Origin of the sequence: Streptomyces deccanensis (assembly GCF_022385335.1) — a bacterium.
Taxonomy (GTDB): Bacteria; Actinomycetota; Actinomycetes; order Streptomycetales; family Streptomycetaceae; genus Streptomyces; species Streptomyces deccanensis.
Genome location: NZ_CP092431.1, coordinates 6,355,194 through 6,380,221, shown reverse-complemented (window position 1 = coordinate 6,380,221; position 25,028 = coordinate 6,355,194). Strand labels below are relative to the sequence as shown.

General features: G+C 72.0%; 18 protein-coding genes. 5 read left to right on the top strand and 13 right to left on the bottom strand.

Annotated features, from left to right (window positions below):
* Positions 1-285 precede the first annotated feature (285 nt).
* The 4 genes from L3078_RS28535 to L3078_RS28520 form a co-directional block, all read right to left on the bottom strand.
* Positions 286-2,076, bottom strand: a complete 1,791-nt coding sequence (locus L3078_RS28535; RefSeq protein WP_239760500.1) for a serine/threonine-protein kinase — start codon at positions 2,074-2,076, stop codon at positions 286-288.
* A 244-nt stretch (positions 2,077-2,320) separates the two neighbouring features.
* Entirely contained in the window at positions 2,321-5,191 is a 2,871-nt protein-coding gene (locus tag L3078_RS28530) for a protein kinase domain-containing protein (protein WP_239756775.1), read from the bottom strand.
* Positions 5,192-5,588: 397 nt separating this feature from the next.
* Entirely contained in the window at positions 5,589-7,829 is a 2,241-nt protein-coding gene (locus L3078_RS28525) for a serine/threonine-protein kinase (RefSeq protein WP_239756774.1), read from the bottom strand.
* Between the two features lie 188 nt (positions 7,830-8,017).
* The gene (locus L3078_RS28520; RefSeq protein ID WP_239756773.1) at positions 8,018-9,724 is read right to left on the bottom strand and encodes a glycerol-3-phosphate dehydrogenase/oxidase; all 1,707 of its coding nucleotides are present in this window, start codon (positions 9,722-9,724) and stop codon (positions 8,018-8,020) included.
* A 292-nt stretch (positions 9,725-10,016) separates the two neighbouring features.
* Between L3078_RS28520 and L3078_RS28515 the strand changes: the two genes are divergently transcribed.
* Entirely contained in the window at positions 10,017-11,225 is a 1,209-nt protein-coding gene (locus L3078_RS28515) for a nucleotide sugar dehydrogenase (protein WP_239756772.1), read from the top strand.
* A 649-nt stretch (positions 11,226-11,874) separates the two neighbouring features.
* On the opposite strand, the gene L3078_RS28510 is transcribed toward L3078_RS28515, so the two are convergent.
* The 4 genes from L3078_RS28510 to L3078_RS28495 all read right to left on the bottom strand — a co-directional run bounded on the left by L3078_RS28510 (position 11,875) and on the right by L3078_RS28495 (position 16,221).
* Positions 11,875-12,999 (bottom strand): GuaB3 family IMP dehydrogenase-related protein, encoded by a 1,125-nt coding sequence (locus L3078_RS28510; protein WP_239756771.1) that lies wholly within the window; start codon positions 12,997-12,999, stop codon positions 11,875-11,877.
* Between the two features lie 104 nt (positions 13,000-13,103).
* Positions 13,104-14,609, bottom strand: coding sequence for an IMP dehydrogenase (guaB, locus tag L3078_RS28505; protein ID WP_239756770.1), 1,506 nt, complete (start codon positions 14,607-14,609; stop codon positions 13,104-13,106).
* A 156-nt stretch (positions 14,610-14,765) separates the two neighbouring features.
* Positions 14,766-15,341, bottom strand: coding sequence for a sigma-70 family RNA polymerase sigma factor (locus L3078_RS28500; RefSeq protein ID WP_005481141.1), 576 nt, complete (start codon positions 15,339-15,341; stop codon positions 14,766-14,768).
* A gap of 268 nt (positions 15,342-15,609) precedes the next feature.
* The gene (locus L3078_RS28495) at positions 15,610-16,221 is read right to left on the bottom strand and encodes a response regulator transcription factor (RefSeq protein ID WP_003948568.1); all 612 of its coding nucleotides are present in this window, start codon (positions 16,219-16,221) and stop codon (positions 15,610-15,612) included.
* A 391-nt stretch (positions 16,222-16,612) separates the two neighbouring features.
* Here L3078_RS28495 and L3078_RS28490 point away from each other — a divergent pair, with 391 nt between their 5' ends.
* Complete coding sequence (locus L3078_RS28490) at positions 16,613-16,942, top strand: WhiB family transcriptional regulator (RefSeq protein WP_045559496.1); 330 nt, start codon at positions 16,613-16,615, stop codon at positions 16,940-16,942.
* A gap of 47 nt (positions 16,943-16,989) precedes the next feature.
* Here L3078_RS28490 and L3078_RS28485 read toward each other — a convergent pair whose 3' ends face one another.
* Positions 16,990-17,892: a LysR family transcriptional regulator gene (locus tag L3078_RS28485; protein ID WP_239756769.1), complete on the bottom strand. Its 903-nt coding sequence runs from the start codon at positions 17,890-17,892 to the stop codon at positions 16,990-16,992.
* An 81-nt stretch (positions 17,893-17,973) separates the two neighbouring features.
* Between L3078_RS28485 and L3078_RS28480 the strand changes: the two genes are divergently transcribed.
* The 3 genes from L3078_RS28480 to L3078_RS28470 all read left to right on the top strand — a co-directional run bounded on the left by L3078_RS28480 (position 17,974) and on the right by L3078_RS28470 (position 20,348).
* Complete coding sequence (locus tag L3078_RS28480) at positions 17,974-18,639, top strand: MOSC domain-containing protein (RefSeq protein ID WP_239756768.1); 666 nt, start codon at positions 17,974-17,976, stop codon at positions 18,637-18,639.
* Positions 18,640-18,773: 134 nt separating this feature from the next.
* Entirely contained in the window at positions 18,774-19,547 is a 774-nt protein-coding gene (locus L3078_RS28475) for an SDR family NAD(P)-dependent oxidoreductase (protein WP_239756767.1), read from the top strand.
* Between the two features lie 93 nt (positions 19,548-19,640).
* Positions 19,641-20,348, top strand: coding sequence for an ester cyclase (locus L3078_RS28470; RefSeq protein ID WP_239756766.1), 708 nt, complete (start codon positions 19,641-19,643; stop codon positions 20,346-20,348).
* Positions 20,349-20,459: 111 nt separating this feature from the next.
* On the opposite strand, the gene groL is transcribed toward L3078_RS28470, so the two are convergent.
* From groL to L3078_RS28450, 4 genes are all read right to left on the bottom strand, one after another.
* The gene (gene groL, locus L3078_RS28465; RefSeq protein WP_239756765.1) at positions 20,460-22,088 is read right to left on the bottom strand and encodes a chaperonin GroEL; all 1,629 of its coding nucleotides are present in this window, start codon (positions 22,086-22,088) and stop codon (positions 20,460-20,462) included.
* Between the two features lie 129 nt (positions 22,089-22,217).
* On the bottom strand, positions 22,218-22,526 hold the full coding sequence (gene groES, locus L3078_RS28460; RefSeq protein WP_033527131.1) for a co-chaperone GroES: 309 nt from the start codon (positions 22,524-22,526) through the stop codon (positions 22,218-22,220).
* A 228-nt stretch (positions 22,527-22,754) separates the two neighbouring features.
* A complete protein-coding gene (locus tag L3078_RS28455) occupies positions 22,755-23,717 on the bottom strand; it encodes a polysaccharide deacetylase family protein (RefSeq protein ID WP_420864111.1) in 963 nt (320 codons plus the stop codon).
* A 239-nt stretch (positions 23,718-23,956) separates the two neighbouring features.
* On the bottom strand, positions 23,957-24,991 hold the full coding sequence (locus tag L3078_RS28450) for a polysaccharide deacetylase family protein (protein ID WP_239756764.1): 1,035 nt from the start codon (positions 24,989-24,991) through the stop codon (positions 23,957-23,959).
* Positions 24,992-25,028 lie beyond the last annotated feature (37 nt).

The window sequence follows — 25,028 nt, the reverse complement described above, 5'->3', positions numbered from 1 at the left end:
GGGACTGGCCGGTCGGCGCGGGACTGGCAGGTCGGCGCGGGGCGGGGCAGGCCGGTGGGCGCGGGACTGGCCGGTCGGCAGGCGCGGGCCGGTCGACGCGGGGCGGTCGGCGCGGGGCGGGCCGGTGGACACGGGCCGGTCGGCGCGGGGCTGGCCGGTCGGCAGGCGCGGGCCGGTCGGTGGGGCGCAGGGCGGGCCGGTCGGCAGGCGCGGGCCGGGCCGACGGGCGCGCCTCGGACCACGTCTGCCGCCCCACCTCGGTCGGCGGTCCGCCGGGGCTCACCGCTACGCAGGCCGCCAGCTGCGCAGCACCGCGTAGAACTGCTTCTCGGCCGTCTTCCAGTCCGCCGCGGGCGAGGACATGTAGATCGTGTACTCGACGCCGTCCCGAGAGAGGTACATCTGCTCGATCGCCCGGCGCGGCCCGGGGAACTCCGTGTCCTTCGCCGGCGCGGTCCACGTGAAGTCCCACAGCGCGCCCGGCCGGTCGCGGAAGATGTTCTCCTCCAGTCGCACCCGGTCGTACTGCGGCCGCGTCCGCACCTGCTCCTCCAGGTCGAGCTGGTGGTGGTACGGGCTGTCGAAGTCCGGCGAGTCGTCCACGGCGATCCGGAGGAAGTGCTCACCGCCGTCGGGCGTGTAGTCGATCTGCGAGCCCTCCACCTGCCGCTTCCACCCCTTGGGCAGCGCGAGGCTGAAGCCCTGCGGATCCTCGACCCGCTCCCACCCCTCGGGCACCCCGTCGGCCGACTGGCCCCCGTCCTCCGACCCGCCCGATCCGTCCGCGGTGGAGCCACTCCCCGCGAACCACCCGCCCGCGTAGTGCAGCGCGACGGCACCGGCGCCTCCGACCAGCACCGCCAGCAGCAGCACGAGGGCGACCGTACGGCCCCGGCGGCGCCGCTGGGCGGTCGGAGCGGCGGGCACGGAGTTCGTCCGATGGGCGCCGGACGCCGGAGCGGCCGACACCCCGGCCCCACCGAAACCACCGGCCCCGCCGCTCCAGCCGCCAACGGCCCCGGTGGAGTACTCCGCCCCCTGCGCACTAACCCCGCCGGCACCACTCGTTGCCCCGACACCACCGACACCACTGGTTCCACTCGCTTCGCCAGGGCCGCCGACTCCACCCGAGCCCTGCGCGTGCCCCCAGCCATCCGCCCCGCCGGAGCCCGCACCCTCCAGGTCGCCCGAGCCCTCCGATCCGGCCCCCTCGCCCCCCGCATGCTCCCGAGTCGCCAGATACGCCTGCGCCTCCCGGGGTCGCCGCCCCTCCGCCGCCTCGGCGAGCATCTGCTCGGCCTCGTCGGGACCGGGACGCAGGGCGGGGTCCTTGCACAGCAGCGCGGTGATGACGGGCCCCAACGCCCCGGCGTCCGCCGGTTCCTCGGCCTCCTCGCTCACCACGGCCTGCATGGTGGTGAGCGGAGTGGTGCGCCGGAACGGCGACTTGCCGGCCACCGCCGTATAGAGGGTGGCGCCCAGGGACCACAGATCGGAGGCGGGACCGGGTTCCTGCCCGCGCACCCGCTCGGGGGCGATGTAGTCGACGGAACCGACGATCTCGCCGGTCCGGGTGATCGTGGTGTCACCCTCGACCTGCGCGATACCGAAGTCGGTGAGCATGACCCGGCCGTCCTCGGCGAGCAGCACGTTCCCCGGCTTCACATCGCGGTGCAGCACACCGGCCCGGTGGGCGGCCCGCAGCGCGCGCAGCACCCACACACCGATCCGCGCCGCCTCGCGCGCCTCCACCCGCCCCCGGTCCCGCACGGCGTCGGCCAGCGAGACGCCCTCGACCAACTCCATGACGATCCACGGGCGGTTGTCGTGCTCCAGCACGTCGTGCACGGTGACGACGGCCGCGTGGTTGATCCGTGCCGCCGCGCGCGCCTCGGCCCGGGTCCGCCGCAACAGGATGGCCTGCTCGCTCTCCGAGACATACAGCGCGGCCGTCAACTCCTTGACCGCGACCGCCCGGTGCAGCACCTCATCGTGCGCACGCCAGACCCGTCCCATGCCACCGCTGCCGATGGTGTCGACGAGCCGGTAGCGCCCCGCGAGGAGCTGGCCCTGCATCTGATTCACGTTGCCCCGCAATGTTCTTGACAGGGTCAGAGTAGGGAGCGGCCCGCGACCCGGGGAACCGGCCGGGCCGCACAGAGACCGCACTGTGACGGTTCTCGCTTCCGCGAACGGAGCGCAACCTTCCGCCGCCGACCCGAACAGCCGAGCGCCGCCGACCCCAACAGCCCAGCGCCGCCGACCCGAACAGCCGACGCGCCGACGCACGCCGCCGACGGCCCGCCGGTCGGCCGATCGCTCAGCCGGTCGCCTTGTACGTGGCCGCCGCCTGCTCGTACAGCCGGGTGACCTCGTCCCGCTCCGCCTCCGGCCCGCGCACCTGCACCACGTGGTACCGCCCGTCGAGCAGGATCACGAGGTTGCGTACGAAGACGCCGCGCCCCTCGGAGTCCTGCCAGGTGAACTGCCCCTCGGCCGAGGTCACCCCGCCCACCTCGATCAGCCGCATGCCGGTGGAGGTGGCCCAGGACGAGTCGCGGAAGGGCTGCAACTCGCGCTCGTCCTCCCGCTGGTACTTCAGCGGATCGCTGCCGTACGTCCCCGTGCTGTCCCGCCCGGGGACGAGGATCAGCTCGAAGCCGCCCTGGGAGTAGACGATCTGGCCGCGCCCGTTCCGGCCGGCACGGTCCCAGCCGGTGGCCACGGCGACCTGGAAGCCCTCGGGGTCCTTGCGCAGGGTGAACCCCTGGGCGACCTCGGGATCGCCGGTCTGCGTCTGCGTGGACCCGGACGACTCCGACGGCGACGGGCTCGCGTCGCTCTGGCCCTCCTCGCCACCGTCGGGTGAGCTGGAGTTCTGACCGGGCCGTGAGTCACCGCTCGCCTCCGGCGCCGAACTGGGCTGCCCGACACTGTCCGTACGGCTGCCGGTGTCAGCGCCCCCGCTGCTCGGCGTGGCCTTGGGCATGAACACCATGGCGTACGTGATGGCGGCGGCCAGCGCGAGCAGGATCAGCAGGAGCAGGTTCCGGCCCAGCTTGCGGGGTTGGGGCCTGCCGTCCTGCCGAGTGCGCTTGTGGCGGGCGTGCGCGCTGGTCGCGGGCAGCCCGGCCCGTCGTCTGCGGACGAGTTCGCCCCGCCGCCGTACGATCGGCAGCCGGCTCGCGTCGACGGGCGGCGCGGGCACGACGTGCGTACCGGCCTCGGGTTCGGGCGCCGACCGCACCAGGGAGCGCAGCCAGCCGCGCAGTTCCTCGAAGTCCAGCCGCTCGGTGGGGTCCTGCCGCAGCAGCGACTCCACGACCGGCCGCAACGGTCCGCACTCCTCGGCGAACGCGGGCGGCTCGGCGCACACCAGCTGCACCAGCTCGGCGGTGTTCTCCTCCGGGTACGGCGCATGCCCCTGCACGGCCCGGAACAGCAGCGCGCCGAGCGCCCACAGATCCGTGGCCGGTCCGATCGGCGCGGCCAACTGCCAGTTCTCGTGCACCGGTCCGGCCTGCTCGGGCGCCCATCGCTCCGTGACCGGCCCCACCAGAGCCATCCGCGCCTGGCGTGCGCGCTCGGCCGCGAGCGCGGTCGCGGGCCCCCGCCGAGGAGCGGCCCCGGCCCCGCCGGCGTCCCAGGGCACGGCGTCCGTCACACCCACGGGAACCGGGGCGCCGGACCCGGCGTCGGCGTACGCACCACCGCCCGCCCCGCCACCGACCGAGCCACCGCCGACCGTCCCACCGCCCGTGCCGTAGCCGACCCTTCCGCCGCCGACCGCTCCGCCACCGTACGGCGCGTCGCCGGGCGTGGCCCCATCGTGGGCGCCGTAGCCGCCGGGGGCACCACCGTCGGTCGTCCTGCTGGCGGCCGTACCGCTGTCGGTCGTACCGCTGTCGGCCCTACGGCGGTCGTCCGCACCGGACGCGTCCGCTCCCCCGCGCGGCAGGGCTCCGTGCCAGGCGCTCGTGGGTCCGCCGTTCGCGAGGACGCCGTAGGGGTCGGCGATCTGGTGGAGCGGCACCGGGCGCGTCGCCGCCCCGGACGTCGGTCCGCTGTCCCGTCCCGCCTCCGACGTCCCGTCCTGCGGTGCCGGCCGCTGCGCGGGCAACCCCGTGCCCGGCCCGCCGCGTTGGTCGTCCTGCACACGGGCCGCGGCCCGCGCACCAGCCCGGTACGCCGCGATGGCACCCGCCCGCGCCGCCCGCGCGTCCCCGCCGGCCTCCAGCGCGCGCTGTCCCCCGGAGGGGTCCGCCCCCGGAGCCGCGCTCCCCGCCCGCGCCTCTATCGCGGCCCGCCGCGCGGCCTCGGGATCCTCGACCGAACCACTGGGCGACGCGCCGCCGGGCCCACCACCGCGCGCGCCGCCGAACGTCCCGCCGCCTCCGGGCAGCGCGCCGCCGCGGGCACCGGGGACACCGCCGGGCGGCACCGGGTCACGCCGGACGTCCCGCACCCCGCCGGGCGGCACCGGAACCTGCCGCGGCCCCTGCCCTCCACCCGGCCCCACGGCAGACGCCCCCGCGCCACCCACGGGGGGCGCGGGCGGCCTGTCCTCGAACTCCCGCGCGGGCACCGGGTCGTACCCGCACAGCGCCTCTTCCGCCGCCCCGGCGGCCAGCCCGGTCAGCATCACCCGGCCGTCGTCGCAGACCAGCACGGTGCGGGCGGTGATGTTCCGGTGGACCCAGCCGTGCGCGTGCAGCGCGCGCAGCGCGGTGAGCACGTCGGCGGCGACCTCCGCCGCGCGGTACGGCGTCAACGGCTGCTCAGCGAGCAGCGTCTCCAGGGTCCGGGCGGACACCAGTTCGCTCACTATCCACAACGAGCCGCCTTCGGCGAACACGTCGAAGACCTGGTCGAGCCGGGGGTGGTCGGGGATCTGCGCGGCGGCCTGCGCGGCCTCGATGGCCCGCCGGACAGCGGGGTCGGCGGACCCGCGCGTGGCCCGAGCCGCACCCCGGCGTACCCCGCCGTCCCGTGCGACGTACCCCTCGGGCAGACCGTCCGAGTCGAGCACCTCCGCCTCGACCACCTCGGGCAACGGCACCTGCCGGACCAGGACTTCCTGTCCGCTGTAGGTGTCGAAGGCCCGTATCTCGGCGGCGAGTTCGTACTCGTCGGAGGGCGGCAGCGGCAGGCGATAGCGGTCGGCGAGTACTCGCCCCGCGTATTCGTCCACAATGCCCTCCCCCGGCCGCCCGATTGGTCAATTCCGCTCGCCCAGCGACCCGTTCCGCTCTGGATTGCGTACGGTCCGCAGCCCTTCACGATACGTGCCGGAGGCAACTCTCATTGACTCGATGCGATATCTCGTTCGTCTCGAATGCGCTCGAACGCATCCGATCTTCCCCGGAAGGCCCGTCCCCGAACTCACCGGGCGGGCACAACATCCGATGCCGAGCTCATATCGAGGCGACTCGCCCCGGCCCGCGCACCCGCACGCCCCCGTACGGCACCCCGAACCGAAGCACGGAGCGGCACAGCGCCACCGCGCCCCACACACCGGCGCACAACACCCGGCCGCACGCGCCCCTGCGGCGAGGCGTCAGGCGCCCCTGCCGCGAGCGCCCGGCACCTCAGGCCTTGGGCTCGAAGGTCTTCGTGAAGGTCCGCCACGTGTCCTTGCGCAGCTCACCGCTCCACTTCGCGGCCTTCGCGGTGTACATCAGCGCGTACCCCTGCCGCGAGTCGACGACGAACCCCCGGTCGATCGACCGGTTCTTCGTACCGCTCTCCACATAGGTGAACTCCCAGTCGGCCGCGTTCCAGCCCCGGTAGTTCACCGCCTCTATTCGTATCCGCTCGTACTGCGGACGCGTCATGTAGCGTTCCTGGTTCTTCCAGTCCGCGACCGGGTCGCTCTTCGGCGTGGACGTCCACCCGACGAGCAGCCGCTGACCGTCAGGGCCGGAGAATCGGGCGCCCGCGGCGTCCGTGGACTGGTACTTCCACCCGTCGGGCAGCCCGATCGAGAACCCCTGAGAGCTCTTGTACGTCTTGGTCGCGATGTCGCCCGAGCCCGAGCCGGAACCGTCACCGCCGACCGATCCGTTCGACCCGCCCGAGGGGCTCGGCGAACTGCCCCCGGACCCGCTCGAACCGGCCTCCTCCGTCGTCTCCCCGTCCGGGCTGGGGTCGGACCCCTTGGCCTTGTCGGCGTCCGTGCCCTTGTCCGCGTCCTTGCTGTCGGCGTCGCTCCCCGACGCCGCCCCGCTGGACGCGGCCGCCTTGGTGTCGGGCCCCTTGCTGTCGGTCGAACTGCCGCCGTCCCCACCGAGGGTGAGCGCCAGCACGGTTCCGAGGACGGCGAGGACCACGGCCACCGCGATGACCGCCAGCGTCCGCCGTGACACCACGTCCGTGATGGGCGCCCTGGGCACCGGCCTCGGCGGCAGATCCGGCGGCGGCATCTCGGGCCACCCCGAAGTCCGCCCCGCCGAGACGGAGTTGCCCACACCCGCGCCGGCACCCACACCCGATCCCGCACCCTGACCGGCACCGCCGACCCGCGGTCCGGGCACCCCGGACGCCGACTTGCCCGCCGCGTGCGCCGCGCCCCCACCGGACTTCGCGCTGTCGGCGGCGGACGACACCCCGACGGAAGCGGACCGCGTCGTCACGGCCGCCGAAGCCGAGGACTTCACACCGGCCCCGCCGGAGGCGGCACCGGAGGCACCGCCCGAAGCCCCACCGGAAGCCCCCCGAGCGACACCGACACCGGAACCAGAACCAGAACCGGTACCGACACCGGAACCGGCAGCCGCCGTCCCGGCCCCGGCCCCGGCCCCAGCCGCGCCCTTGCGCATCGACCATCGAGGCGCGCGAGTCCGCTCGCCACCCCCGTTCTTGCCACCGGCCCCGGCCCCGCCGCCACCGGAACCGCCCTTCTTCGAGCGCTCCTCCGGCACCGGCGGCAACGGCACGACCCGCGTGGCGTCCACCGGATCGACGTCCTTGGGATCGGGCGCGTGGATCACGCTGTTGAGCAGGGCCCGTGCGCCGGCGTCGTCGAGGCGCCGCTCGGGGTCCTTGGTGAGCAGGCCGAAGATGACGTCCTTCAGCGCCCCGGCGCGCTTCGGCGGCGGCACCGGCTCGGTCATCACTGCGGTCAGCGTCGCTATGGCCGACCCCTTGTCGTAGGGCGGCACCCCCTCGACCGCCGCGTAGAGCAGACCGCCGAGGGACCACAGGTCGGCGGCGGGCCCGGGCTTGTGCCCGCGCGCCCGCTCCGGCGAGATGTACGAGGGAGCGCCCACGAGCATGCCGGTCGAGGTGATGGAGGGGTCGCCCTCGACCTGTGCGATACCGAAGTCGGTGAGGACGACCCGGCCGTCGCGCTTGTCGATGAGCACGTTCGACGGCTTCACGTCCCGGTGCAGGATGCCCTCGCGGTGCGCGGCGCGCAGCACGTCGAGGATGGCGAGCCCCACCTCGGCGGCCCGCCTCGGTTCGAGGACGCCGTCCTCCCGGATGACCTCGGCGAGCGACTTGCCCTCGACGAGCTCCATCACGATCCACGGCCGGTCGTCCTCGTGGACGACGTCGAACACCGTCACGGCGGCGTTGTTGCGGATCCGCGCGATCGCCTTGGCCTCGCGCAACGTACGCGTGATCAGCCGCCGCTTCTCGTCCGCGTCGATGCTCGACGGGAACCGCAACTCCTTGACGGCGACCGTACGGCCCAACGTCTCGTCCTCGGCACGCCACACCGTGCCCATACCGCCGCGACCGAGGACCCCTCCCAGCCGGTACCGCCCGGCGAGGAGACGTGCGTCCTTGTCCTGACGGGATTCCCCAGCCCGCTCCGCCTCCGACATGCGTCCCCTCATACAACCCGCCCTGACAGAGCCTCCATTGTCACCCACCCGCCAACCGCCCCACGCCCAGGGCCCCCCTCAACCGGCCACCCCACCTCCAAGCCCCTCACCGCACCCGCCCACACTTCACAACCGGCCCCCGTTCTGAGGCCGGCCCACCCCGCTGAGCCCGTCCGGCGGTTGCGGAACTACAGCGGCACGATGTCCGGCGCCCCCAGCCGCGCCGCGTCCGCGGTCAGGTCGTCCGGCTGCCGCTGCGACTCCCGCTCCGCCTCCACCCTCTTCTCGTAGTGCTGAACCTCCCGCTCGATCTGGTCCTTGTCCCACCCGAGCACGGGAGCCATCAACTCGGCCGCCTCGCGCGCACTGCGCGTCCCCCGGTCGAACGTCTCGATCGAGATCCGCGTCCGCCGCGTCAGCACGTCGTCGAGATGCCGCGCCCCCTCGTGCGAGGCCGCGTACACCACCTCGGCCCGCAGATAGTCGTCGGCCGCGTGCAGCGGCTCACCCAACGACGGATCGGCCGCGATCAGTTCGAGCACCTCCTCGGTCGCCGACCCGTACCGGTTCAGCAGATGCTCCACCCGCACCACGTGCAGCCCGGTGCTCGCCGCGATCCGCGCCCGCGCGTTCCACAACGCCCGGTACCCCTCGGCCCCCAGCAGCGGCACATCCTCGGTGACGCACTCCGCGACCCGCTGGTCGAGCCCGTGCACGGCGGCGTCCACCGCGTCCTTGGCCATGACCCGGTAGGTCGTGTACTTGCCGCCGGCCACGACCACCAGCCCCGGCACCGGATGCGCCACGATGTGCTCCCGCGAGAGCTTGCTGGTGGCGTCGGACTCCCCCGCGAGCAGCGGCCGCAGCCCGGCGTACACCCCCTGCACGTCGTCCCGCGTCAGCGGCACCGCCAGGACCGAGTTCACATGCTCCAGCAGATAGTCGATGTCCGCGCTGGACGCCGCCGGATGCGCCTTGTCGAGGTCCCAGTCGGTGTCCGTCGTGCCCACGATCCAGTGCCGCCCCCAGGGGATGACGAACAGCACGGACTTCTCGGTCCGCAGGATCAGCCCGGTCGTGGAGTGGATCCGGTCCTTCGGTACGACCAGATGGATGCCCTTGGAGGCCCGGACGTGGAACTGCCCGCGCTCGCCGACCATCGCCTGGGTGTCGTCGGTCCACACCCCGGTCGCGTTCACGACCTGCCGGGCGCGGATCTCGTACTCCCCGCCGCCCTCGACGTCCTGCACCTTGGCCCCGACGACCCGCTCGCCCTCCCGCAGGAACCCGGTCACCCGCGCGCGGTTGGCGACCTTCGCCCCGTACGACGCGGCCGTGCGGACCATGGTGGCCACGTACCGCGCGTCGTCCATCTGGGCGTCGTAGTACTGCAGCGCCCCGACGAGCGCGTCCTTCTTCAAGCAGGGCGCGATGCGCAGGGCGTGGTGACGGGTCAGGTGACGGTGGATCGGGAGCCCGCGCCCGTGTCCGCGCGCCATGGACATCCCGTCGTACAGCGCGACGCCCGAGCCGGCGTACCACCGCTCCCACCCCTTGTGCTGCAAGGGATAGAGGAAGGGGACCGGCTTGACCAGATGGGGGGCCAGCCGCTCCAGCAGCAGCCCACGCTCCTTCAGGGCCTCGCGGACGAGGGCGAAATCGAGCATCTCCAGATAGCGCAGGCCGCCGTGGATCAGCTTGCTGGACCGGCTGGAGGTGCCCGACGCCCAGTCACGCGCCTCGACCAGGCCCGTGGACAGACCGCGGGTCACGGCGTCCAGGGCCGTGCCCGCACCGACCACGCCACCACCCACGACCAGCACGTCCAGCTCGCGCTCGGCCATACCCGCCAGTGACTCGGCGCGCTGCGCCGGTCCCAGTGCCGCTGTCCTCACCGCTGCCTCCCGCTGTCCGTCGCGTCGGCCTCATCCGTCCATGCCCGTCAGGCGAGACCCAGCTCTTTCGTCGCTCTCGCATCCCCTGCCCAAAATTCTGACCGTGTTGCCCGAGTTCGGCCACCACCGGCCCCCAGCCTGTGGATAACTCCGCAGGACGCGCACAGAAAAACACTCTCCCAATCCCGCATATCGGTCATATTTCCGCCTAATGTGACATTGCGCTCGCTCATCCAGACCACCGGGCTTGCGCGTCTGTCCCGCTTCGGTTACTGGGAAGGACGGCCCCGCCATGCCCGCAGATCTCGCCGTGATCGGACTCGGCCAGTTGGGGCTGCCGCTGGCCCAGGCCGCCGTCGCCGCCGGCATCGCCACGCTCGGTTACCGCACCGGGCCCGACTCCGGCTCGCTCACCCCCGGCGAACTGCGCCGCATGCTGGCCCGCGGCTTCAAGCCCACCACCAGCCCAGCCGAACTCGGCCGCGTCCGTACGGCGGTCATCTGCGCGCCCACCCCCCTCGGCGCCGACGGCTCGCTCGACCTCACCCAGGTCGAGGAGGCCGCCCGCACCCTGGCCGCCCGGCTGCGCCCGCACACCACGGTCATCCTGGAGTCCCCGGTCCCGCCGGGCACCACCGGGGACCTCCTGCGCCCCCTCCTCGAAGAGGGCTCCGGCCTACGCGCCGGCCGCGACTTCCACCTCGCCTACTCCCCCGCGCGCGTGGACCCGGGCAACCGCGCCTACGGCCCCGCCAACATCCCCAAGGTGATCGGCGGCCTCACCCCCGCCTGCACGGAATCGGCGGCCGCCTTCTACGGCCGCCTCACCGACAAGGTGGTACGCGCGCGTGGCCTGCGCGAGGCGGAGACGGTCCACCTCCTGGAGACCAACTACCGCCACGTCAACATCGCCCTGGTCAACGAGATGGCCGCCCTCTGCCACGACCTGAACGTCGACCTCTGGGACGTCATCCGCTGCGCCGAGACCAAGCCCTTCGGCTTCCAGGCCTTCCGCCCCGGCCCCGGCGTCGGCGGCCACGCCCTCCCCCAGGACCTGGCAGGGCACGCCCCCCGCTCACTGCGCATGGTCGAACTGGCCCAGCGGGTCAACCACCGCATGCCCCAGTACGTCGTCCAGCGCGCCGCCACCCTCCTCAACGAGCACGGCAAGTCGGCCCGGGGCGCCCGCGTCCTCCTGCTCGGCATCACCTACAAGCCCGACGTCCCCGACCAAGAGGGCACCCCCGCCGACGAGATCGCCCGCCGCCTCATCGAACTCGGCGCCCACGTCAGCTACCACGACCCGCACATCCCCACCTGGAGCGTCCTCGACCGCCCCATCCCCCGCGCCGACTCCCTCTACGAGGCCACCGCCGACGCCGATCTGACGATCCTCCTCCAGCAGCACCGCACGTACGACCTCCAGGGCCTGTCGGTGAAGGCGCAACTGCTGCTGGACACCCGGGGGGCCACGCCCACGGGGGCGGCGCACAGGTTGTGAGAGGGGGCGCACGGCAAACCCCTGGCCTCTGGGGCCGCTGGCAGCCGCCCGCCTCCACCGGTACCGTACGGAAACAGGCGGAGCCCGCCGCAGCGAGCACTGCGACGAGCTCCTGGATGGTTCACGGAGTGTCCGCCCCTACTTGGTTTGGGGGCGGCCGCTCACCATCCACAACAAGAAAAGTGGAGCCCGCCGCAGTTGGGTCTGCGACGAGCTCCTGGATGGTTCACGGAGTGTCCGCCCCTAGCTGACGTGGGGGCGGCCGCTCACCATCCGTAAATCCGCAAGATCCACCTCCTCCGGCACTTCACCATCCGCAGACGGATCCGGTCCCAGCGAGTGGGCTTGCGGTGACGTCCCATGGGCGCCCCCTTCCACGACACCGCCCGGTGGACGGTCCGTCGGAATCGGGCCGGGCCCCGAGGGCGGGGTCCGGATCGTGTCCTTGGAAGGGGGCTCCCAGCCAAGCTGGGCGCCGGACACGAACGCTATCGCCCGGCTACGCCCGTTCGGCCCACATTCGCCCCAAACGCAACCACGCGCCCCCACCCCCGCAACTCACGCCCCCAACAGCCCACTTGGGCACGCGAAAGGGCCCGGTCGCCCTCAGGCAACCGAGCCCCGAACCCCGCTCAAGGCGAGCGCAGCGTCACCGCATGTGCGGCGAATCCGCCACCGTCACCTCGACGCGCTGGAACTCCTTCAGCTCGCTGTACCCGGTCGTGGCCATCGCCCGCCGCAGCGCGCCGAAGAGGTTCATGGAACCGTCGGGCGTGTGGGAGGGCCCGGTGAGGACCTCCTCGATCGTGCCGACCGTGCCGAGGTCGACCTTCATGCCGCGCGGCAGCTCCTCGTTCACCGCCTCCATGCCCCAGTGGTTGCCCTTGCCGGGCGCGTCCGTCGCGCGGGCCAGCGGGGAGCCCATCATCACGGCGTCCGCGCCACAGGCGATCGCCTTCGGGATGTCGCCGGACCAGCCGACGCCACCGTCCGCGATGACGTGCACGTACCGGCCGCCGGACTCGTCCATGTAGTCCCGGCGGGCGGCGGCGACATCGGCGACCGCCGTGGCCATCGGGACCCGGATGCCGAGCACGTTGCGCGTGGTGTGCGCCGCGCCGCCGCCGAAGCCGACGAGGACACCGGCCGCGCCCGTGCGCATCAGGTGCAGGGCGGCCGTGTAGGTGGCGCAGCCGCCGACGATCACGGGGACGTCCAGCTCGTAGATGAACTGCTTCAGGTTCAGCGGCTCGTGCGAGCCGGAGACGTGCTCCGCCGACACAGTCGTACCGCGGATGACGAAGATGTCGACACCCGCGTCCACGACGGCCTTGGAGAACTGGGCCGTGCGCTGCGGCGAGAGCGCGGCGGCGGTCACCACACCGGAGTCGCGCACCTCCTTGATGCGCTGCCCGATCAGCTCCTCCTTGATGGGAGCGGCGTAGATCTCCTGGAGGCGGCGGGTCGCGGCCTCGTCGGGCAGGCCGGTGATCTCGTCGAGCAGCGGCTGCGGGTCCTCGTACCGGGTCCAGAGCCCTTCGAGGTTGAGGACGCCGAGGCCGCCCAGCTCGCCGATGCGGATCGCGGTGGCCGGGGAGACGACCGAGTCCATGGGGGCGGCCAGGAACGGCAGCTCGAAGCGGTAGGCGTCGATCTGCCAGGCGATCGAGACCTCCTTCGGGTCCCGCGTACGGCGGCTGGGGACGACGGCGATGTCGTCGAAGGCGTACGCCCGGCGGCCGCGCTTGCCGCGCCCGATCTCGATCTCAGTCACGTCTGTGGCCTTTCCCTGATGCGTTCAGCGTCTACCAGTATCGCCGACGGGCACGACGAGGGCGGCCCCGGATGCACCGAGGCCGCCCTCACGAGGTCCGCTGTCTACTTACGGCTGTAGTTCGGCGCCTCGACGGTCATCTGGATGTCGTGCGGGTGGCTCTCCTTGAGGCCCGCGGAGGTGATCCGGACGAACCGGCCGTTGGCCTGGAGGTCCGGGACGGTACGGCCGCCGACGTAGAACATCGACTGGCGCAGGCCGCCGACCAGCTGGTGCACGACCGAGGAGAGCGGGCCGCGGTAGGGCACCTGGCCCTCGATGCCCTCGGGGACGAGCTGCTCGTCGGAGGCGACGCCCTCCTGGAAGTAGCGGTCCTTGGAGAACGACTTGCGGTCGCCGCGCGACTGCATGGCGCCCAGCGAACCCATGCCCCGGTACGACTTGAACTGCTTGCCGTTGATGAACAGCAGCTCGCCCGGCGACTCGGCGCAGCCCGCGAGCAGCGAGCCGAGCATCACGGTGTCGGCGCCCGCGACCAGGGCCTTGGCGATGTCGCCGGAGTACTGCAGGCCACCGTCGCCGATGACCGGGATACCGGCCTCCTTGGCGGCGAGGGAGGCCTCGTAGATCGCGGTGACCTGCGGGACGCCGATGCCGGCGACGACACGGGTCGTACAGATGGAGCCGGGACCGACGCCGACCTTGATGCCGTCCACGCCGGCGTCGATCAGGGCCTGGGCACCGTCACGCGTGGCGATGTTGCCGCCGATGACGTCGACGCCGGAGGAGTTCGACTTGATCTTGGCGACCATGTCGCCGACCAGGCGGGAGTGGCCGTGGGCGGTGTCGACGACGATGAAGTCGACGCCGTTCTCGATGAGGGCCTGGGCGCGCTCGAAGGCGTCACCGGCGACACCGACGGCCGCGCCGACGAGGAGTCGGCCCTCGCCGTCCTTGGCCGCGTGCGGGTACTTCTCGGCCTTGACGAAGTCCTTGACCGTGATGAGGCCCTTGAGGATGCCCGCGTCGTCGACCAGCGGCAGCTTCTCGATCTTGTGCTTGCGCAGCAGCTCCATGGCCTCGACGCCGGAGATGCCGACCTTGCCGGTGACCAGCGGCATCGGCGTCATGACGTCCCGGACCCGCTGCGTGCGGTCGGTCTCGAAGGCCATGTCGCGGTTGGTGACGATGCCGAGCAGCTTCTTGTTGCCGTCGGTCACCGGGACGCCGCTGATGCGGAACTTGGCGCAGAGCGCGTCGGCCTCGGCGAGCGTGGCGTCCGGGTGCACGGTGATCGGGTCGGCGACCATGCCGGACTCGGAGCGCTTCACCAGGTCGACCTGGTTGGCCTGGTCCTCGATGGACAGGTTGCGGTGCAGCACGCCGACGCCGCCCTGGCGGGCCATGGCGATGGCCATGCGGGACTCGGTCACCTTGTCCATCGCGGCCGAGAGCAGCGGGATGTTCACCCGCACGTTCTTGGAGACGTACGAGGCGGTGTCGATCTCGTCGGGTGCCATGTCCGACGCGCCCGGCAGCAGCAGCACGTCGTCGTAGGTCAGCCCGAGCGTCGCGAATTTATCGGGCACTCCGTCGACGTTGGCAGTCATGACACCTTCCCCAAATGGCCTTGATCGGTGCGGATGTCCATGCTAACGGGAAGCGCGGGGCACACATTCCACGGTACGAAGTACGGCCGGGCTTCGTATATTCGTACGGAAAAGGCGCCCCGCCTGTTCATGCGGGGCGCCCTGGGAGCCGTACGGTCACTGCTCGGCCAGTGCCCGGAGTCTGCTCAGTGCCCGGTGCTGGGCCACCCGGACCGCGCCCGGTGACATCCCCAGCATCTGCCCGGTCTCCTCGGCCGTGAGCCCCACCGCGATCCTCAGCAGCAGCAGCTCACGCTGGTTCTCCGGGAGGTTGGCCAGGAGCTTCTTGGCCCACTCGGCGTCGCTGCTGAGCAGGGCGCGCTCCTCGGGACCGAGGGAGTCGTCGGGGCGCTCCGGCATCTCGTCCGAGGGGACGGCCGTCGACCCGGGGTGGCGCATCGCGGCCCGCTGGAGGTCGGCGACCTTGTGGCCGGCGATGGCGAAGACGAACGCCTCGAACGGCCTTCCGGTGTCCTTGTAGCGCGGCAGCGCGAGGAGGACGGCGACACAGACCTCCTGCGCCAGGTCCTCCACGAAGTGCCGCGCGTCGCCCGGCAGCCGGGACAGCCGGGTGCGGCAGTAGCGCAGCGCCAAGGGGTGGACATGGGCGAGCAGATCGTGCGTGGCCTGCTCGTCCCCGTCGACCGCGCGATGCACGAGCGCACCGATCACTGTCGTCTCGTCGTCGCGCATCGGTCCATGGTGCCTTGCGGCCGTCCGGTCCGTGGCGCCACGTCCATGGTTGTGCACCGAAGCGTTATGAGCAGGCGCGCCGGAACTCATCTCCTGCGCCCTCCCCTCCCGCTCGTTCGACTGCTCCCCTAGGAACTCCACACCTCAAGGATGCGGCATCCGCGGCGAAACGAGCAGCGGGCACCCGGCGGATCGTCTCGTCGTCCCCGCCCGCCGTGCGGCAGGCGGGGCTCCTCCCTTGTGGGGGACCACCCCCGGCACGGTCCACTCAGCGGACCAGACCCCAGCGGAAACCGAGCGCCACCGCGTGCGCGCGGTCCGAGGCGCCGAGCTTCTTGAACAGGCGCCGGGCGTGGGTCTTGACCGTGTCCTCGGAGAGGAACAGCTCGCGACCGATCTCCGCGTTGGAACGGCCGTGGCTCATGCCCTCCAGGACCTGGATCTCGCGGGCGGTGAGCGTCGGCGCGGCACCCATCTCGGCCGAGCGCAGCCGGCGCGGGGCGAGCCGCCAGGTGGGGTCGGCGAGGGCCTGGGTCACCGTGGCGCGCAGCTCCGCGCGGGAGGCGTCCTTGTGCAGGTAGCCCCGGGCTCCGGCGGCGACCGCGAGGGCCACGCCGTCCAGGTCCTCGGCGACGGTGAGCATGATGATGCGCGCCCCGGGGTCGGCGGACAGCAGCCGCCGCACGGTCTCGACGCCGCCCAGACCGGGCATGCGTACGTCCATCAGAATCAGGTCCGAGCGGTCGGCCCCCCAGCGGCGGAGGACTTCCTCGCCGTTGGCCGCCGTGGTCACGCGCTCGACGCCGGGCACGGTCGCCACCGCGCGGCGCAGCGCCTCTCGGGCAAGCGGGGAGTCGTCGCAGACGAGGACGGATGTCATGGCCGCCCTCCGCAGCTGATGCGCGTCACCTTGAGCCTCCAGGCTGGTACGAAATCGTCACCTGTGCGGTCGACACTCACGAGCGGACACGAACGCCTGCCCGAGCGCTTGTTCCTTCAACCGCCTCCGCCCGTCTCAACGACGGTCACTCGAAAGAGTTACGGGATGGCTGGTCACCTTCGGCACTCTACGTGAGGGGGCGGACACGGTGCAGACATGCGCAGGGACCCTCAACGTTTCATCACAACCTATGCCCCATTCAGACGTTTTTGTTCCCATTTATTGGTGTCTGAGGCTAGATTCGCAATGAGTCATATTTTCATCTCCTTAGATAGTCGATGTACGGTCATGGGCAACATCTCCTCCCAGAACGGCAACAAGGGGACACGCAATGGCAGATTTCTCCCGCCTTCCCGGACCGAACGCTGATCTGTGGGACTGGCAGCTCCTCGCGGCCTGCCGTGGGGTCGACAGCTCACTCTTCTTCCACCCCGAAGGAGAACGCGGTGCGGCACGGAGCGCTCGTGAGAACTCGGCCAAAGAGGTCTGCATGCGATGCCCGGTACGCGCGCAGTGCGCGGCCCACGCCCTCGCGGTGCGCGAGCCGTACGGCGTGTGGGGCGGGCTGACCGAGGACGAGCGCGAGGAGCTCATGGGCAGGGCGCGCCACCGGCTGGTGACGGCGTCCGCGTCCGGCAGCGAGACCGGTTCGGACACCTGAAAGAACGTTTCTTCAGCGCGGGCACCAGATGCCCGTGCTCCCAGGCGCTAGCGCGCGGCCGCTCCGGCCAGCCGGTCCAGCGTCGCCGCGACCGTGGGCACCAGAGCCAGGTCCGGCAGGGTGAGCGCCACGATCTCCCGGTGCACCACCGGCTCGACCGACACCGTGCGGACCCCCTTGGGGCGTACGGACTCCACGGCCAGCTCCGGCAGCACCGCGACCCCCAGCCCCGCGCCCACCAGACCGACCACCGCCGGGTAGTCGTCGGTCGCGAAGTCGATCCGGGGCGTGAAGCCCGCGCTCTCACAGACCCGCACCAGCTGCCCCCGGCAGCGCGGACAGCCGGCGATCCAGGACTCCCCGGCCAGTTCCCCGATGCCGATGGAGCCCGCGCGGGCCAGTCGGTGCCCCTGCGGGACGAGCCCGACGAGCCGGTCCATGAGCAGCGGGCGCACGACCAGGTCGTCCCACTCCCCCTCCTCGGCTCCGGCCGCGCCCTCGTAGCGGAAGGCGAGCGCGATGTCGCAGTCGCCGTCACGGAGCATCTCGACCGAGCGCGGCGGTTCGGCCTCCTCCAGCGAGACCCGGGTGCCGGGGTGATCGGCGCGCAGGGCGGCCAGGGCGGTGGGCACGAGGGTGGAACTGCCGCTCGGGAACGAGACCAGGCGGACCCGTCCGGCCCGCAGCCCGGCGATGGCGGCGACCTCCTCCTCGGCCGCGGTGAGCCCGGCGAGGATGCCGGCCGCGTGCCGTACCAGGGCCTCGCCCGCCTGGGTCAGCCGCATCTCGCGGCCGGTGCGGACCAGCAGCGGGGTGCCGACGGAGGATTCGAGCGCCTTCATCTGCTGGCTGACGGCGGGCTGGGTGCAGCCGAGTTCCCGTCCGGCCGCCGAGAAGGAGCCGGTGGCGGCGACGGCGCGCAGGACACGGAGATGGCGGGCCTCGATCACGCGGTCGAGCATAAGCGGGGCTTGGACCGCGCGCTGAATACCCCGTCGACGCTTTGACCGTCCGCCGCCTACCGTGCCTGTATGAAGCTTCTGTCACTGAATGTGGGGCGTGCCAAGGCCGTCGACGTCGTGGAGGAGTCGAAGAGGGTCTCGGGCATCGACAAGCGGCCGGTGGACGGGCCGGTGCGGGTGGCGGCGCCCGGACCCAAGGGGGTCGGCGCCAGCGGGGTGGCCGGGGACGCGGTGTGCAACACGAAGCACCACGGTGGCGACGACCAGGCGGTCTACGCCTTCGCCCGGGAGGACCTGGACGGCTGGGAGCGCGAGCTGGGCCGCACCCTGCCCAGCGGCGTCTTCGGCGAGAACCTCACCACCGAGGGCCTCGACGTCTCCGGCGCCCTCATCGGCGAGCGCTGGCGGATCGGCTCCGAGGTGGTCCTGGAGGTCACGTCCGGCCGCGTCCCCTGTCTCAACTTCCAGCGCCACCTGGGCGAGCGGGGCTGGGTCAAGCGTTTCACCCGCCAGGGCGCGCCCGGCGCGTATCTGCGGGTGATCCGGCCGGGCGAGATCAGCGCGGGCGACCCGATCGAGATCGTGCACCGGCCCGACCACGACGTCACCGTGGCTCTCGCCTTCCGCGCCACGATGGATCAACACTCCCTGCTGCCGCGGCTGTTGGCGGCGGGCGAGGCGTTGCATCCCGAGGTGCTGGAGATCGCGCGGAAGTACGTGGCGGCGCAGGAGTGACGGGCCTGTGCGGGACGGGGTGCCGGTGAAGGTGCCACGGTGGTGCGGGGGTTCGCCGGGGCGTCGGCGAAGTCGCTGGTGAACGTGCGGTGGAGCAAGCGGACCCCCGCAGTCCCGGTCACTACGCTTGCGCCATGACAACGGCTCTGATTACGGGATCGACCGCGGGGATCGGTGCCGCCTTCGCGCGGCGGCTGGCGGCGGACGGGCACAACCTGGTGCTGGTGGCGCGTGACACCAAGCGGCTGCGGGAGCAGGCGACCGAACTGCACGACCGCCACGGCATCGAGGCGGAGGTGCTGACGGCGGACCTCGCGACGGACGAGGGCATCGAGTCGGTGGCCCGGCGGCTGGCGGACCGCAGGAACCCGGTCGACCTGCTGGTCAACAACGCCGGCTTCGGCAACAAGGGCCGTTACCTCGACGTCTCCATGGCCGACGAGCTGCGGATGCTCAAGGTGCACTGCGAGGCGGTCCTGCGCCTCACCTCGGCGGCCACCGAGGCCATGCGCGAGCGCGGCCGGGGCGGCGTGGTGAACGTGGCCTCGGTCGCGGCGTTCGTGCCGCGCGGCACGTACGGGGCGTCGAAGGCGTGGGTCGTGCAGTTCACGCAGGGTGCCGCGCGCGATCTGGCCGGCACCGGGGTGCGGCTGATGGCGCTGTGCCCCGGCTTCGTCCGTACCGAGTTCCACGACCGGGCCGGCATGGGCACCGACAACATCCCCTCCTGGATGTGGCTCGACGCCGACAAGCTCGTCACCGCCGCCCTCGCCGACCTCTCCCGCGGCCGGACCGTCTCCATCCCCGACCCCCGGTACAAGGCCCTGATGGGTGTGGTGAAGGTGGTGCCGCGCGGGCTGCTGGGCGGGATCAGCTCGAAGACGGGACGGAAGTACGGGCCGCAGTAGCGGGCGCGGAACGGTCCAGCGGGTGAGCGCGGCGGCCCGGCGGGACAATGGAGCTGTTCGTCCGGACCCAGGGGGGTCGGGAGGCGGTGTGTCATGACATTCGTGCAGCTCATCGACTGCAGGACCAGCCGGTTCGACGAGATGAACCGGCTGATGGACACCTGGGTGGAGCAGACCAGGGGGAAGCGGACCGCGACGCACAGCGTGATCGGGAAGGACCGCTCGGACGGGTCGCACTTCGTGGAGATCGTGGAGTTCCCGTCGTACGAGGAGGCGATGCGCAACTCCGGGCTGCCGGAGACGGAGCGGATCTTCCAGGAGATGGTGGCGCTGTGCGAGGAGATGCCCACGTTCACCGATCTGGACGTGGTGCGCGACGAGCAGCTGTACGCGGCGAACGCGCGCAGGTTCTTCGAGACGATCGCGACCGAGGGCGAACTGCCGCCGCTCGACGACGTGCTGATCGAGGACTATCACGACCACGATCCGGCCAACCCACAGGACGCCATCGGCATGGACGCGGTCAGGCGCGAGGTCGGCATGTGGCGGGCCGCCTTCGACTTCTCGTTCGCGATCCGGGACCAGATCGCGCAGGGTGACCGGGTGTGCACGCGCTGGACGTGGAACGCCACGCACCAGGGCGACTTCCTCGGGATCGCGGCCACCGGGCGGGAGGTCAGCATGACCGGCACGACGATCCACCGCTTCTCGTCGGACGGGAAGATCGTCGAGGGCTGGTGGGAGTACGACCGGCTCGGGCTGATGGGGCAGCTGGGCGCACTCGACGCGCTGGAACAGTAGGCGGCGCGGGAGCGGGGGGCGGCGGGCAGCGCGGGGCGTGCGAAGGCCCGGCATCCCAAGGGTGGGGTGCCGGGCCTTCGTCTACCGCTTACCGCTTACCGACGTCGTGCGTCAGTGGGCGTGGCCGTGACCGTGGCCGTGGCCCGCGTCGGCCGGCTCCTCTTCCTTCTTCTCGACGACCAGGGTCTCGGTCGTGAGCAGGAGGGAGGCGATGGACGCGGCGTTCTCCAGGGCGGAGCGGGTGACCTTGACCGGGTCGATGACGCCGGACTTGACCAGGTCGCCGTACTCGCCGGTGGCGGCGTTGAAGCCCTGGCCCTTGTCGAGCTCGGCGACCTTGGAGGTGATGACGTAGCCCTCCAGGCCGGCGTTCTCGGCGATCCAGCGCAGCGGCTCGACGGCGGCCTTGCGGACGACCGCGACACCCGTGGCCTCGTCGCCGGTCTTGCCGAGGTTGCCCTCGAGGACCTTCACGGCGTGGACGAGCGCGGAGCCACCACCGGAGACGATGCCCTCCTCGACCGCGGCGCGGGTCGCGGAGATGGCGTCCTCCAGACGGTGCTTCTTCTCCTTCAGCTCCACCTCGGTGGCGGCGCCGACCTTGATGACGCACACGCCGCCGGCCAGCTTCGCGAGGCGCTCCTGCAGCTTCTCGCGGTCCCAGTCGGAGTCCGTGTTCTCGATCTCGGCCTTGATCTGGGCGACGCGGCCCTGCACGGCACCGGAGTCACCGGCGCCGTCGACGATCGTGGTGTCGTCCTTGGTGACGGTGACGCGGCGGGCGGAGCCGAGCACGTCGAGACCGACCTGGTCGAGCTTGAGGCCGACCTCCTCGGAGATGACCTCGGCGCCGGTCAGCGTCGCCATGTCCTGCAGCATCGCCTTGCGACGGTCACCGAAGCCGGGGGCCTTGACGGCGACCGCGTTGAAGGTGCCGCGGATCTTGTTGACGACCAGGGTCGACAGGGCCTCGCCCTCGACGTCCTCGGCGATGATCAGCAGCGGCTTCGAGGCGTTGGCCTGGATGACCTTCTCCAGCAGCGGCAGCAGGTCGGCGATGGCGCCGATCTTGCCCTGGTGGATGAGGATGTACGGGTCGTCGAGGACGGCCTCCATACGCTCCTGGTCCGTGACGAAGTACGGCGACAGGTAGCCCTTGTCGAAGGCCATGCCCTCGGTGAAGTCCAGCTCCAGACCGAAGGTGTTGGACTCCTCGACGGTGATGACACCGTCCTTGCCGACCTTGTCCATCGCCTCGGCGATGAGCTCGCCGACCTGCTGGTCCTGGGCGGACAGACCGGCGACGGCCGCGATGTCGGACTTCTCGTCGATCGGGCGGGCGGTCGCGAGGAGCTCCTCGGACACGGCCTTGACCGCGGCGTCGATGCCCTTCTTCAGGGCGGCCGGGGAGGCACCGGCGGCGACGTTCTTCAGGCCCTCGCGCACGAGCGCCTGGGCGAGCACGGTGGCGGTGGTGGTGCCGTCACCCGCGATGTCGTTGGTCTTGGTCGCCACCTCCTTCACCAGCTGGGCGCCGAGGTTCTCGTACGGGTCCTCGACCTCTACCTCGCGGGCGATGGTCACACCGTCGTTGGTGATGGTGGGGGCGCCGAACTTCTTGTCGATGACGACGTTGCGGCCCTTGGGGCCGATCGTCACCTTGACCGTGTCGGCAAGCTTGTTGACGCCGCGCTCGAGGGCGCGACGGGCGTCCTCGTCGAACTTCAGGATCTTCGCCATGGGAGCGGTTCAGCCCTCTCGGAAAACGTGGGTGAAACGAACTGCGCCCCCGACGCCCGGCTGATTAGTGGTCGCGGGGGGCCAAGGGCGCAGCTCAAAAGCAAGGTGCTTCGCGAGGAAGCGGGTGAACTACTTCTCGACGATCGCGAGCACGTCGCGAGCCGAGAGGACGAGGTACTCCTCGCCGTTGTACTTCACCTCGGTGCCGCCGTACTTGCTGTACAGCACGATGTCGCCGACGGAGACGTCGAGCGGCAGCCGCTGGCCGTCCTCGAAGCGACCCGGACCCACGGCGAGGACGACGCCCTCCTGGGGCTTCTCCTTCGCGGTGTCCGGGATGACCAGGCCAGAGGCGGTGGTCTGCTCGGCGTCGAGCGGCTGGACCACGATGCGGTCCTCGAGCGGCTTGATGGCAACCTTGGAGCTGGTGGTCGTCACGATCCGACCTCCCCCTTCGGAGATCTCACGGGGTTAACTGTCTGAGGTGGCGACCAGGTGGATCCGTCGTCGCGGGTGCCGGACCTGCCCGTCGCGTTGTTGGCACTCTCCAGGGGGGAGTGCCAGACCTGAGACTATGACCGCGATTAGCACTCGGTCAAGCGGACTGCTAATCGAGCGGGTTGCGGCGGGTGTCGGAGGGGACCTCGGAGGGGCTTTCGAGGGGCTTCAGAGGTAGTCCTCCAGGCGGCCGACCGTCAGGCCCTGCTCCTGGACGCGGCGCAGCAGCCGGGTCGTCATCTCCGTGAGGGTGGTGCCTTTCAGCTGGTCCGGGCCCCGGAATCCGGCGAGGACGATGTCGCCGGGGCGGAGGCGGTCGCCGACGGCGTAGCGCAGGTCGTGGATCTGCATGGACGCGCGCCACAGGACGACCGCGGAGAGGCCGCAGTCGGCGGCGGCGCGGAGCGTGGTGGTGTCGTGGACGCCGTAGGGCGGGCGGAAGAGGGTCGGCCGGACGCCGAAGCGCTGCTTGAGCTTGTTCTGCTGGCCGCAGATCTCGGCGCGCTGTCCGGCGTACGGCAGGCCGCGCAGGGCGGTGTGGTCGAGCGTGTGGTTCTGCACGGTCGCGCCGACCGCCCGTAGCCGGGCGAAGTGGCCGTATCCCGGGCCCACGACGCTGTCCGTCAGGAACATGCTCACCGGCAGCCGCAGCTCACGCACCATGTCGACGAACCGGGGATCCCGCTCGGCCCCGTCGTCGTAGGTGAGGAAGACGACCTTGTCCCGGGTGGGCACACGATCGACGACGGGCAGCAGCCCGGGCGCGGCGGCGCGCGGAGCCGACTGCCGGTCGGGGGGCTGCGGCGCGGCGGCGAGGGGGGCGTCCAGGCCCCAGCGGCGGTAGGGGGGTGGGGTGAGGGAGGGCTGAACCGAGAGGGGCGCAGGCGGCGTGGGTGACGGGGAGGCAGGGGGCGGCGCGAGCTCCGGTCGGCGGGGCGGTGTCGATGGCGGTTTCGATGGCGGTTTCGATGGCCGCGTCGGACCGTGCGTCGGCGGCTGGCTCTCGCTCGCCGTCCTGCCTCCCGGGCCGGCGGCGCGAACGCCGGGATCGGCGGGGTCCGGGTGCGCGGTGACGCACCCGGCGAGGAGCAGAGCGGCCAGGACCGTGACGACGGAGAGGGCGGCACCCACGCGGACTGCCGACGCCCGAACCGCCGTGGCCCGAACCGCCGCAGATCGGGACGTCGCAGATCGGGACGTCGCAGATCGGGACGTCGAAACGCACCCCCGACGACGCGCCCCGCCGCATGCGCCACGCGCCCTACGCGCCCTACGCGCCCAGCGCTCGCCACTCGCCCCGTGTGCCCCGCTCGCCCCGAACGCTCCCCGCTGCAGCCACTCCCCGCGGCCCCGTCGGTCCCCGCCCCGCCTCACAGGTAGTCCTCCAGCCTCGCCACCGCGTACCCCTCGGCGGTGACCAGGTTCAGGAAGCGGCGGATCATGTCGGGCATGGTGCCCTTCCAGTCGGACGGGCCCCGGAAGTGGCTGAGGACGATGTCGCCGGGGCGGAGTTCGCGGTCCGACTCGCGGTAGTCCCAGCGGTCGACGAACACCTCCTCGTTCCACAGGGGGACGGCCTCGACGCCGCAGGTCGCGGCGGCGCGGAGGGTGTCCCGGTCGTAGCTGCCGTACGGCGGCCGGAAGAGGGTGGGCCGGGTGCCGTACCGCCTCTCGAGCACGTCCTGCATCCCGCAGATCTCCCGCTTCTGGGCGGCGTAGGAGAGCGCGGGCAGATGGCGGTGGCGGAGGGTGTGGTTGTGGAGGGCGACGCCACGGTCCCGCATCCGCTCGAAATAGCCGTAGTCCTCCTTGATCAGGTAGTCGCTGAGGAAGGCGGTGTACGGGATCCGCAGGTCGGTCATCATCCGCAGGAACGCGGGGTCCTTCTCGGCGCCGTCGTCGATGGTGAGGAAGACGACCTTGTGACGGGTGGGGACGGTGGTGAAGACCGGGGGAAGGCCGTCCTCGACATGGCCGTCGACCTCGAATCCCTTGCGGGTCCTGAGCTCCGGCTTCCGCGCCGGCGGCGCGGGCGCGCTCAGCGGCACCTTCGCCAGCCCCCAGCGCTTCGCTGCGGCGACCCGCGCCGCGTGCGCCCGGCGCACCTTCCCGGCGTACGCGTCCAGGGCCCGCGCGGCGGGCGCGTCGAGGCGCCGCTGTCCGTGCTGTCGCGCCCCGCCCGGCCGGCCGTGGGCGGGTTCGGCGGTCCCGGCGGCCGCCCCGGCCTCGGCGCCACCGCGCAGCCCGGCGGAGCCCCGCTCCAGGGCCTTCTCGGCGCCTCCCCCGCCGCATCCGGACACCACGGCCGCGACGGCGAGGAGCACGATGCCGCCCCGGACGCCGCCGCACCCCCTCCCGGTCACCCGTTTCGCACCCTTTAGATCATTTTGTCGTACGAATCGCATGGCGCCGCATCCTCGCAGGGCGCCCCGCCTCCACCGC